Origin of the sequence: Mycobacterium sp. UM_11 (assembly GCF_001414075.1) — a bacterium.
Classification (GTDB): Bacteria; Actinomycetota; Actinomycetes; order Mycobacteriales; family Mycobacteriaceae; genus Mycobacterium.
Window position 1 is genome coordinate 16069 of sequence record NZ_LATC01000068.1, and the last position, 11310, is coordinate 27378.

An 11310-nucleotide genomic window follows, 5' to 3' on the forward strand; every position below is an offset into this window, starting at 1 on the left:
CATGTCCGGGCCGCTCACTACCGCCGGCCTCGTCGACGATGTCGTCGGCGTGGAGGTCACTGTCGACGGCATGCTGGTGATCGCCGACCGAATGCATCTGGTCGATTTCCCGACGACACTGGGCATCCGTCCGAACATCCCCCAGGAAGAGTTGCGAGACCGCGTCTGGGATCAGGTCCAGCGCGACCTCACCGCGCAAGGGGTGCTCGACCACCAGGGACAACCCCACCCGGCGGTGGCGGCGATGGTCGACACCCTGGGGAGGCCGGACCGCAGCCTGGAGGGCCGGTGGTGGCGGCGCGATCTCGGCGGCGTCATGGTCCGGTTTGCGGTGTGCCGCAAGGGCGAGCGCCACGTCATCGCCGCCCGCGACGGCGACCTGCTGGTCCTGCAGCTGGTGGCGCCTCAGATCGGCTTGGCCGGGATGGTGACCACGGTGCTCGGCCCCGCGACGCCCGCCGACGTCGAGCCGCTGACCGGCGTCGCCGCCGAGCTGGCCACCTGCACCACCCCGGCCCAGCTGGTTCAGCACGGCGCCGCGCCCGCGTCGGCGCGCCTCTACGCCGAGATCATCAGCGACCCGACCAGCTGGGTGGAGATCATCGCCAGCCAACGCCACCCCGGCGGCACCTCCACGCAGACCGACGTCGCCGCCGGTGTCCTGGACTCGGTGCACGGCCGGCTGGTCTCCCTCCCGCGCCGCGTCGGCGGTGAGCTGTACGGCAGCTTCCTGTCCGGCACCCAAGAAAATCTGCAGCGCACGCTGGACGGCCTCATGGAGTTCCTGCCGGCGGGTGCCTGGTTCGACCGAGCCGAAGCCTCCTACGGGGCATGACCCCGAGAGTTCAGAAAGAAGGAACCATGCCGCAATACGACGACCACGACGATCTGGCCGCCCTGGATTTCTCTGCCGTCGGGACCGGCTCCGACACCCTCGAAGAGTCGGACGCCCTGGACTTCTCGGCGCCTGACGGCGATGACGAGGAGTCGGCCGTCGATGCGCTGCACGACTACGCGCCGAGCGAGCCCGAGGACGCCGAAACCGACCTCGCCGCCATCGACTCCCAGACCGACGCGGATGCGGCGCCGGACGACGAAGAGTCGCCCGAGCTGTTCACGGTGACCAATCCGCCCGAAACGGTGTCGGTCTCGGCGCTGATGGACGGCAGAACGCAGCGCGTCGAACTGTCTCCCAAAGTGACGAGCATGACCGAGGCCGAACTCGCCGAAGAGATTCTCGTCATCGCCGACCTGGCACGGCAGAAGGGCCTGGCCGCCCAGCACGACTACCTGATGGAGGACGCCTCCCTCTCGGACACCATGCGCGAGATGGGAATGGACGGCAACGACGTCGTGCGTGACTTCATGGAGAACGGCATCGGGTTGATCACGCCGGAGCAGGCCGCCGCGGCGCAGGCGGAGGTGTTCGCGACCCGATACGCGACGGATAAATGACGGAGCATCTGGCCGGCCTGTTCGAAAGCGCGGTCGGCATGCTGCCCGTGTCGGAGGCACGCGCGCTGGATTTGTTCACCGAAATCACGAACTACGACGAGTCCGCCTGCGACGCGTGGATTGGCCGGATCCGGTGCGGCGACACCGAACGGGTGACGCTGTTTCGCGCCTGGTATTCGCGGACCCATTTCGGACAACTCGCCGGAGCCGCCCAGATTTCGATGAACGCCGTGGGCGCGCGGCTCGCCATCGGCGGCCTGTACGGCGACATCACCTACCCGGCCAACTCTCCGCTGGCGATCACCATGGGCTTCGCCGTAAGCGAAGCGGCGCAAGGCAATTACGCAGACGCCATGGAGGCCGTCGAGGACACCCCAACCGCCGGCGCCGAACACCTGCTGTCCTGGGTCAAGGCGGTGATCTACGGCGAGGCGGGCCGCTGGACCGACGTGATCGACGAAGTCAGGAACGCGAGCAGGTGGCCCGACGAATTCCTCGCCGCCGCCGCCGGCGTCGCACACGGTGTCGCCGCGGCTAACCTCGGCCTGTTCACCGAAGCCGAACGCCGGCTCACCGAGGCCAACGCCACCCCGGCGGGCGAGGCGTGCGCGCGGGCCATCGCCTGGTATCTGGCGATGACGCGCCGCAGCCAGGGCAACGAAGAAGCCGCGGTGGCGCTTCTGGAATGGCTCCAGACCACCCACCCGGAACCCAAAGTCACTGCCGCGCTGAAGGATCCGTCGTACCGCCTGACGACCACCAGCGCAGAACAGATCTCCGCCCGCACCGACCCGTGGGATGCCAATACCGTCGTGGCCGACACCTCGGGCCGCGACAAGCTGCTCGCGGAGGCGGAAGCCGAGCTGGAACGGCAAATCGGGCTCACCCGGGTCAAGGAACAGGTCGAGCGCTACCGGGCGGCCACCCAGATGGCCCGGGTCCGCGCCGCGCGCGGCATGAAGGTCGCGCAGCCGAGCAAGCACATGATCTTCACCGGGCCGCCCGGCACCGGCAAGACCACCATCGCCCGGGTGGTGGCCAACATCCTGGCCGGGCTGGGCGTCATCCCCGAACCGAAGCTCGTCGAGACCGCCCGCAAGGACTTCGTCGCCGAATACGAGGGCCAATCGGCGGTCAAGAGCACCAAGACCATCGACCGCGCCCTGGGCGGTGTGCTCTTCATCGACGAGGCCTACGCGCTGGTTCAGGCGCGTGACGGGCGGACCGACCCGTTCGGGCAGGAGGCGCTGGACACCTTGCTGGCGCGGATGGAGAACGACCGCGACCGGCTCGTGGTGATCATCGCGGGTTACAGCTCGGACATCGATCGGCTGCTGGAAACCAACGAGGGCCTGCGGTCCCGATTCGCTACCCGGATCGAATTCGACTCCTACTCTCCCGAAGAAATCCTTGAGATCGCGAAAGTCATTGCCACCGCCAATGACTCGTCGATGAGTGTGGAGGCGGCCGACAATCTACTGCAAGCGGCCAAGCTGCTCAGCCAGCAGACGGTGCGCGGCAAGGCCGCGCTCGACATCGCCGGCAACGGTCGTTACGCGCGCCAGCTGGTGGAGGCCGGCGAACAGTACCGCGACATCCGGCTGACCCGCTCAGGCGATTTCGAATCCCTCGACGAGGATCGCCTCCGCGAGATCAACGGCGAGGACATGGCCGAGGCGATCGCCGCGGTACACGGACGACTCAACATCACCGAGTGACTCATGGCGGGGTTCCGGCTAACCACCAAGGTTCAGGTCAGCGGCTGGCGCTTCCTGCTCCGGCGCCTCGAGCACGCCATCGTCCGGCGCGACACCCGGATGTTCGACGATCCGCTGCAGTTCTACAGCCGGTCGGTCGCGCTCGGCGTCCTGGTCTCGGTGCTGGTCGTGGTGGGCGCACTGGCGATGGCCTACTTCAAACCGCAGGGCAAGCTTGGCAGCGGCAACCTGTTCGTCGACCGCGCCACCAATCAGCTCTATCTGATGGTGTCGGGCCAGTTGCATCCCGTCTACAACCTGACCTCGGCGCGACTGGTGCTGGGCAACCCGGCCGAACCGAAGGCCGTTAAACCCGCCGAGCTCAACAGGTTTCCCAAGGGCCAGTCGATCGGCATCCCCGGCGCCCCGTACGCCACGCCGCTGTCGTCCGACTCCTCGTCGGTGTGGGCGCTGTGCGACACCGTCACCCAGGCGGAAAGCATCGCGCCCAGCCTGCAGACCTCGGTGGTCGCGATGCCGTTGCAAATCGAGCCCGGCGTCATCGACCCCATCCTTCCGCGTGAGGCGCTGCTGGCCTCTTATCAGGGCAAGGACTGGGTGGTGGACACCCACGGCCGGCACGCCACGGATTTGAGCGATCGCCCCATGACCTTCGCCGTCGGGATCCGCGGAACCGCCAAGCCCAGCCCGCTGTCCACCGCAATGTTCAACGCGCTGCCCGACGCCGGATCCTGGCAGTTGCCCCCCATCCCCGGCGCGGGTTCGCCCAACACGCTCGGGCTTCCCGAGCAGCTGGTGGTGGGGTCGATCCTGCAAATCCACGCGGAGTCGGGCCCGCGCTACTTCGTGGTGCTGCCCGACGGCGTCGCGCCGGTGAACGCCAATACCGCCGCCGCGCTGCGCGCCATCCAGTCCTACGGGCTGGTCGAGCCTCCCGCGATGGTGCCCAGCGAGATCGTCAAAATCCCTGAGGTGGTGTATAACTCGCCGCTGCCCGACGAACCGGTGAAGATCGTGTCGCGGCCCCAGGATCCCACCCTGTGCTGGACGTGGGAACGCAAGGCCGGTGATCAGGCACCGAAGACCACCGTCCTGACCGGGCGTCATCTACCGATACCGGCATCGGCGATGAGCTCGGGGATCAAGCAAATCCAGGGCCCGGCAACGGTTTACACCGATGGCGGCAAGTACGTGCAACTGCAGTCGCCCGACCCGCGGTACGGCGAGTCGCTGTACTACGTCGATCCGCAGGGGGTGCGCTACGGGCTGCCCGACGCCCAGACGGCTTCGTCGCTGGGCCTGACCGCGCCGAAGACCGCGCCCTGGGAGATCATTCGCCTGCTCGTCGACGGTCCGGTGCTGTCGAAAGAGGCTGCGCTACTGGAACACGACACGCTGCCGGCGGACCCGAACCCGCGCAAAGCCCCGGGAGGGCCGTCATGACGACCAAGAAGTTCACCCCCACGGTCATGCGCGGTCCGCGGCTCACACCCGGCGAGATCAGCCTGACACCGCCCGAAGACCTCGGGGTGGACATCCCGCCGTCGGGTGTGCAGAAGGCCCTTCCGTACGTGATGGGCGTCTGCATGCTCGGCATGATCGCGATCATGGTGGTCACCGGCACCCGGCAGCTCTCGCCCTACATGCTGATGATGCCGCTGATGATGATCATGATGTCGATGGGCATGATGGCCGGCCACGGTGGGGGCGGCAAGAAGGTGCCCGAGATCAACGCCGACCGTAAGGAGTACCTGCGCTACCTGGCCGGGCTCCGCCCCCGCGTGACGTCTTCGGCCAGCGCGCAGGTCGCGTTCTTTGGTTTCCACGCACCGCATCCCGACGATCTGACATCGCTCATCGGGACCCCGCGGCAGTGGTCCCGCCCAGCGAACGCCGACTTCTATGCCGCCACCCGCATCGGCATCGGTGACCAGCCGGCCGTCGACCGACTGATGAAGCCGTCCGCGGGCGGCGAACTCGCCGGGCCGACCGCGGCGCCGCAGCCATACCTCGAACCCGTCGCGAATATGTGGGTGGTCAAGTTCTTGCGCACCCACGGCCTCATCCACGACTGCCCGAAACTGGTGCAGCTGCGCACCTTTCCGACGATCGCGGTCGGTGGCGACCCGGCTGGCGCGGCCGGATTGCTGACCGCGATGGTCTGCCACCTGGCCGTCTTCCATCCACCCGACCTGCTGCAGATCCGCGTGCTCACCGAGAACCCGGACGATCCGGCTTGGTCGTGGCTGAAATGGCTTCCCCACGTCCAACATCCGACCGAGACCGATGCCGCCGGCCCCGTTCGGATGATCTACACCCGCCCGGACAACCTGTCCGACCTGGCCGCCCGCGGGCCCCACACCCCCGATTCGCTGCCCGGCGGCCCATACGTCGTGGTGGTGGACCTGACCGGGGGCAAGGCCGGGTTTCCGCCCGATGGCAGGGCCGGCGTCACGGTGATCACGCTGGGCAACCACCGCGGCTCGAATTACCGCATCAGGGTCGCCGACGACGGGACCGCCGATGACCGCCTGCCGGGACAGCAGTTCCGCCAGGTGACGTCCGTCGCCGACAGCATGTCGCCCGGCCAGGCCGCCCGCATCGCGCGGAAGTTGGCGGGCTGGTCCATCACCGGCACGGTGATCGACAAGAAGGGCACCGGCATCCAGAAGAAGGCGGCGACGGAATGGCACCAGCTGGTCGGCGCCCAAAGCGTCGAAGAGGTGGTGCCGAGCCGCTGGCGGATGTTCACCGACACCGACCGTGATCGGCTCAAGATCCCGTTCGGTCACGAACTCAAGACCGGCAACGTGATGTACCTCGACATCAAAGAGGGCGCCGAATTCGGCGCCGGGCCGCACGGCATGCTGATCGGGACCACGGGGTCGGGCAAGTCCGAGTTCTTGCGCACCCTCATCCTGTCCCTGGTGGCGATGCACCACCCGGACCAGGTGAATCTGCTGCTGACCGACTTCAAAGGCGGCTCAACGTTTTTGGGGATGGAGAAGCTTCCCCACACCGCCGCCGTGGTCACCAACATGGCCGAAGAGGCCGAACTGGTCAGCCGCATGGGCGAGGTGCTGACCGGCGAACTCGACCGCCGCCAGGGCATCCTGCGCCAGGCCGGCATCAAGGTCGGGGCGGCCGGAGCGCTCTCCGGGGTGGCCGAGTACGAGAAGTACCGCGAACGGGGCGCCGATCTGCCCCCGCTGCCAACGCTTTTCGTCGTCGTCGACGAGTTCGCCGAACTACTGCAAAGTCACCCGGACTTCATCGCGTTGTTCGACAGGATCTGCCGCGTCGGCCGGTCGCTGCGGGTGCACCTGCTGCTGGCCACCCAGTCACTGCAGACCGGCGGTGTGCGCATCGACAAACTGGAGCCGAACCTGACCTACCGCATCGCGCTGCGCACCACCAGTTCTCACGAGTCCAAGGCCGTGATCGGCACCCCGGAGGCGCAGTACATCACCAACAAGGAAAGCGGAGTCGGATTCCTGCGGGTGGGCATGGAAGACCCCGTCAAATTCAGCACCTTGTATACCGGCAACACCTACGTGCCGGCGGCTCGGGTGGAGACGAACGGTGAGGGCAATGGCGCCGCGCCCCACGTTGGTCCGAAAAAGGTTCGCATCCAACAGTTCACCGCCGGCCCGTTGGCGGAAGAGGTGACGGCGTAATGACGCGCGCCGGCGACAATGCAGAACTTGGTGATGTGGGGGTACCGCCCGCTCGCGGGGGAGAGGAGCGGCGCTCATGACTGTCGAATCGAAGGGCCGGGCGCTGCGCGAGGTGGTGCTCGAGCAGCTGTCCACCACCGAGTCGCGGGCGTACAAGATGTGGTTGCCCCCGCTCACCGACCCGACACCCGTGGACGAACTCATCGCCCAGGACGATCGCCAGCCCCTGCGATTCGCGCTCGGGATCATGGACGAACCGCGCATGCACCGGCAGGCGACCTGGGGGGTGGACGTGTCCGGCGCGGGCGGCAACATCGGCATCGGTGGCGCACCGCAGACCGGCAAGTCGACGCTGCTGCAAACGATGATGCTGTCGGCCGCCGCCACCCACTCACCGAGGCAGGTCCAGTTCTATTGCATCGACCTCGGCGGCGGTGGCCTCATCTATCTGGAAAACCTGCCGCACGTCGGTGGGGTGGCGACCCGATCGGAGCCCGACCGCGTCATGCGCGTGGTCGCGGAGGTGCAAGCCGTTCTGCGGCAACGGGAAGCGACCTTCAAAGAGCACCGTGTCGGTTCGATCGCCGCCTATCGGCAACTGCGCGAGGATCCGAACCAACCCGTCGCGGCCGACCCGTTCGGTGACGTTTTCCTGGTCATCGACGGGTGGCCGGCGTTCGTCAGTGAATTCCCCGATCTCGAGTCCCAAGTCCAGGACCTCGCCGCGCAGGGCCTGTCGTTCGGAGTCCACGTGGTGATCACCACGCCGCGCTGGACGGAACTGAAGTCACGAGTCCGTGACTACCTCGGCACCAAGATCGAATTCCGGCTCGGCGACGTCAACGACACCCAGATCGACCGGGCCACCCGGGAGATTCCGGCGAATCGGCCGGGCCGCGCGATGTCGTCGGAAAAGCACCACTTGATGATCGGTGTGCCCCGGTTCGACGGCGTGCACAGCGCCGACAACCTCGTGGAGGCGATGACCACCGCGGTGAATGAGGTTGCGGCCCAACACACGGAACAGGCTCCAAGGGTCCGGGTGCTGCCGGAGCGGATTTACCTCTACGAGCTCGACCCGAACCCCCCGGGGCCGGACTCCGACTACCGCACGCGCTGGACAATTCCGATCGGGCTGCGCGAGGCGGATCTGTCGGTAGCTCACGCGCACATGGACAGCACGCCGCATTTGTTGATATTCGGCGCCGCCAAAGCGGGCAAGACCCGTACCGCCCACGCCATCGCGCGCGCCATCTGTGCGCGTAACAGTCCACAACAGGTGCGGTTCATGCTCGCCGATTACCGCTCGGGGCTGTTGGATGCGGTGCCGCAGAGCCATCTGCTCGACGCCGGCGCGATCAACCGCAACAGCACGACGCTCGACGAGGCCATCAAAGCCTTGGCCTTCAACCTGCAGAAGCGGTTGCCGCCGGCCGACCTCACCACCGCACAATTGCGCGCCCGGTCGTGGTGGAGCGGATTCGATGTGGTTCTCCTTGTCGACGACTGGCACATGATTGTCGCGGCCTCCGGGGGGATACCGCCAATGGCGCCGCTGGCACCGTTATTGCCGGCCTCTTCGGACATCGGGTTGCACATCATTGTCACCTGCCAAATGAGCTCCGCTTACAAGGCGACTATGGACAAGTTCGTCGGGGCCGCGTACGGCGCGGGATCGCCCACCCTGTTCCTGTCGGGCGACAAGCAGGATTTCCCGTCGAGGGACATTCAGGTCAAGCGCAGGCCCCCTGGCCAGGCATTTTTCGTTACCCCGGAAGGAAAGGAGGTCATCCAAGCCGCCTACCTAGATCCCCCAGAAGAAGTGCACTCAGCACCTCCAGGAGGCGGTTACGATTATCCCAGCGCCCAGTAAGAAGCACTGGACCGCCGCCCGCTAAACGAGTCGAGACTGCGTCGTCGAAAGCGTTGTTTTGCCCCAATTGAATAGTTTATTGCGCGCGGAAGTACAGAAGAGGTTCGCAAATGCCAGAAATGACACTTGGCTCAACACTTGTCGATATTGGCCGGGCTTTGACCGCCAATAGCGTCCGGCATTTGGCGGGCTTGGCGTCCGGTACTGGTTTGCCCCTCGCGCGAAGCGCCTCGGGACGCTTCGCCGTACCGGCCGGCTTCGTGAGATAGCCCAAAAGCGAACGCAGACAAGGGGACTGGATAACCATGTTGTGGCACGCGATGCCACCGGAGCTGAACACCGCACGGCTGATGGCCGGAGCGGGTCCGGTGCCGATGCTGCAGGCCGCCGCCGGCTGGGAAGCGCTGGCGGGCGCCCTGGAGACGCAGGCGCTGGAGTTGTCCACCGCATTGGTTTCCCTCAAGGCGTCGTGGACCGGGATGAGCAGCGAACGCGCCATCGCGGCGACCATGCCGATGGTCGCCTGGCTGCAGACGGCCGCCCAGCAGGCTCAGCAGCGGGCGACGCGCGCCGCGGCCCAGGCCGCGGCGTACACCAAGGCGCTGGCGATGACGCCCTCGCTGCCGGAGATCGCGACCAACCACATCACCCACGCGGTTCTCACCGCCACGAATTTCCTTGGCATCAACATGGTGCCGATCGGACTGAACGAGACCGACTATTTCGTCCGCATGTGGAATCAGGCGGCGATCGTGATGGACGTCTACCAGATGGAGACCATCGCGAACACCACCTTCGAGCCGCTCCCGCCCATCAAGCCGATCCTGCAGCCGGCCGTGGGTGAGGCGGTGACCACCGCGGCCCTGGGCACGCTCTCGGCCGTCGGCTCCGAGGCCATTCCCGCCGCCATGCGCGCACTGTCGGAGGTCGAGGACGAGGTTCCCGAGACGCCGCCCGAGGTTGGGGTGCCGGTCGAGGAGCCGGCCATGCCGTTCCCGGGACAGGGGCAGCTGGGCGGCCCGATGCAGCAGCTGATGCAGCCGCTGCAGCAGCTCAGCTCGATGGCCGGCCAGAACGGCGGCATGGGCGACCACCCGCTCGGTGACAAGCTCGGTGACAAGCTCGGCGACCTGGCCGGGAAAGACCGGCAGCTGGGCCTGCTCGGGGCGAGCCCGCTCTCCACGCATCCCTTGGCGGGTGGATCGGGCCCGAGCGTCGGCATGGGCCTGATGCGCTCGGAAGCACTGCCCGGTGCGGGCGGAACCGCGCCCCGCACCTCGTTGATGAGCCAGTTGATCGACAAGCCGGCGCAGGTCACGGCGCCCGCCGGTGCGGGCGCCGGCTCGTCGGCCGCGGGAGGCGCGGCCCCCGTCGGGATGGGCAGCGCCGCCGCCGGTCAGTCGGCGCAGGCCGGCCGGCCGGGTCTGGCCTCCCCCGCGATGCTCGCCACGCGCCCGGACGAGGCCGACGACGTCGACTTCGAGCACGAGGACGACTGGTGAGCGCCCACAGAAAGAGACTTCCCGGCCGCCCGGGCCGGAAGACTTGCCATCACTTGGCGAGGACAGGAAACAGAGAAAGTAGTCCAGCATGGCAGAGATGAAGACCGATGCCGCTACCCTCAGCGCGGAGGCTAGCAACTTCGACAGGATCTCCGGTGAACTCCAGCGAGTCATCCAGACCGTGGAGTCGACCGGGGGCGAGTTGGCCGGCCACTGGCGCGGTCAAGCCGGCACCGCCGCGCAGCAGGCGTTGACGCGCTTCCACGAAGCGGGCCAGGCCCAGATCAAGGCGCTCAGCGAGATTTCGCAGAACATCCACGGCGCCGGCATCCAGTACTCCTCGGCCGACGAGGAACAAGCCAGTTCTCTGTCGTCGCAGATGAACTTCTGACCCCCATCACCCCCTCAGCAACACAAAGAAACGGAGCAACAATATGTCGGAACAGTCATGGAATTTCGCCGGGATCGAAGCGGGATCCAGCTCGATCGCGGGCGCCGTCCAGACCACGCAGGGTCTTCTCGACGAGGGCAAAAGTTCCCTCGCCAAGCTGGCCGAGGCGTGGGGCGGCAGCGGTTCGGAGGCCTACCAGCAGGTCCAGCGGAACTGGGACGAGACCTCCGCTGAGCTCAACGCCTCGTTGCAGGCGCTCTCGCAGCGCATCACCGAGGCCAGCCAGGCGATGGCTCAAACCGAATCCGGCGTCACGGGCATGTTCACGTAAGACGATGGCGAGCGGCGAAGCACGAGATTGGGCCACGTCGACCTAACGGGAGACCTAGGCTCGTCTCGTGCTTCCTCGCATGAACGAGTTTGACGAAAGGGTTTGATGGCGGCCGACTACGACCGGCTCTTCCAATCCCTCGAGGGAGTGGAAATTGCGGATGAGGCCACGGCGCAGACGGAGTTCGACGTCAATGCGCCGGTTTCGATGCCGCCCATCCCGCCCATCCCGCCCAAGCCCAACGGCCATACCCCGCCGATGCCGATCGACCTGGCCGAGCACTCCCCCTCGGCCCCAACCGAATCACCACCACCCCCGGTCGACTGGACCCAGCCGAGCGCACCACCCCGGCCCCCCATGCCC

Annotated in this window: 9 protein-coding genes and 1 pseudogene; all 10 read left to right on the forward strand. The window is 67.0% G+C overall.

Annotation, left to right across the window (positions count from 1 at the left end; genetic code table 11):
• Position 1: 1 nt before the first annotated feature.
• Positions 2-835, forward strand: coding sequence for an ESX secretion-associated protein EspG (locus WU80_RS16965; protein ID WP_055404513.1), 834 nt, complete (start codon positions 2-4; stop codon positions 833-835).
• Positions 836-861: 26 nt separating this feature from the next.
• Positions 862-1455, forward strand: coding sequence for a hypothetical protein (locus WU80_RS16970; RefSeq protein WP_055404515.1), 594 nt, complete (start codon positions 862-864; stop codon positions 1453-1455).
• Positions 1452-3173, forward strand: a complete 1722-nt coding sequence (eccA, locus tag WU80_RS16975) for a type VII secretion AAA-ATPase EccA (RefSeq protein ID WP_055405794.1) — start codon at positions 1452-1454, stop codon at positions 3171-3173. Before WU80_RS16970 ends, eccA begins: the two co-directional genes overlap by 4 nt.
• A gap of 3 nt (positions 3174-3176) precedes the next feature.
• Positions 3177-4616 (forward strand): type VII secretion protein EccB, encoded by a 1440-nt coding sequence (gene eccB, locus WU80_RS16980; RefSeq protein ID WP_055404519.1) that lies wholly within the window; start codon positions 3177-3179, stop codon positions 4614-4616.
• Positions 4613-6850 carry a type VII secretion protein EccCa gene (gene eccCa, locus WU80_RS16985; RefSeq protein ID WP_055404521.1) on the forward strand — a complete coding sequence of 746 codons (2238 nt, stop codon included), beginning with the start codon at positions 4613-4615 and terminating at the stop codon, positions 6848-6850. Before eccB ends, eccCa begins: the two co-directional genes overlap by 4 nt.
• Before the next feature lie 76 nt (positions 6851-6926).
• Positions 6927-8723 carry a type VII secretion protein EccCb gene (eccCb, locus tag WU80_RS16990; RefSeq protein ID WP_055404522.1) on the forward strand — a complete coding sequence of 599 codons (1797 nt, stop codon included), beginning with the start codon at positions 6927-6929 and terminating at the stop codon, positions 8721-8723.
• A 305-nt stretch (positions 8724-9028) separates the two neighbouring features.
• The gene (locus WU80_RS16995) at positions 9029-10225 is read left to right on the forward strand and encodes a PPE family protein (RefSeq protein WP_055404523.1); all 1197 of its coding nucleotides are present in this window, start codon (positions 9029-9031) and stop codon (positions 10223-10225) included.
• 97 nt (positions 10226-10322) lie between these two features.
• Positions 10323-10616 (forward strand): WXG100 family type VII secretion target, encoded by a 294-nt coding sequence (locus WU80_RS17000; RefSeq protein WP_369808542.1) that lies wholly within the window; start codon positions 10323-10325, stop codon positions 10614-10616.
• Between the two features lie 43 nt (positions 10617-10659).
• The gene (locus WU80_RS17005) at positions 10660-10947 is read left to right on the forward strand and encodes a WXG100 family type VII secretion target (RefSeq protein ID WP_055404525.1); all 288 of its coding nucleotides are present in this window, start codon (positions 10660-10662) and stop codon (positions 10945-10947) included.
• A gap of 105 nt (positions 10948-11052) precedes the next feature.
• A pseudogene (locus tag WU80_RS17010) lies at positions 11053-11310 on the forward strand (secretion protein EspI); the annotation flags it as partial.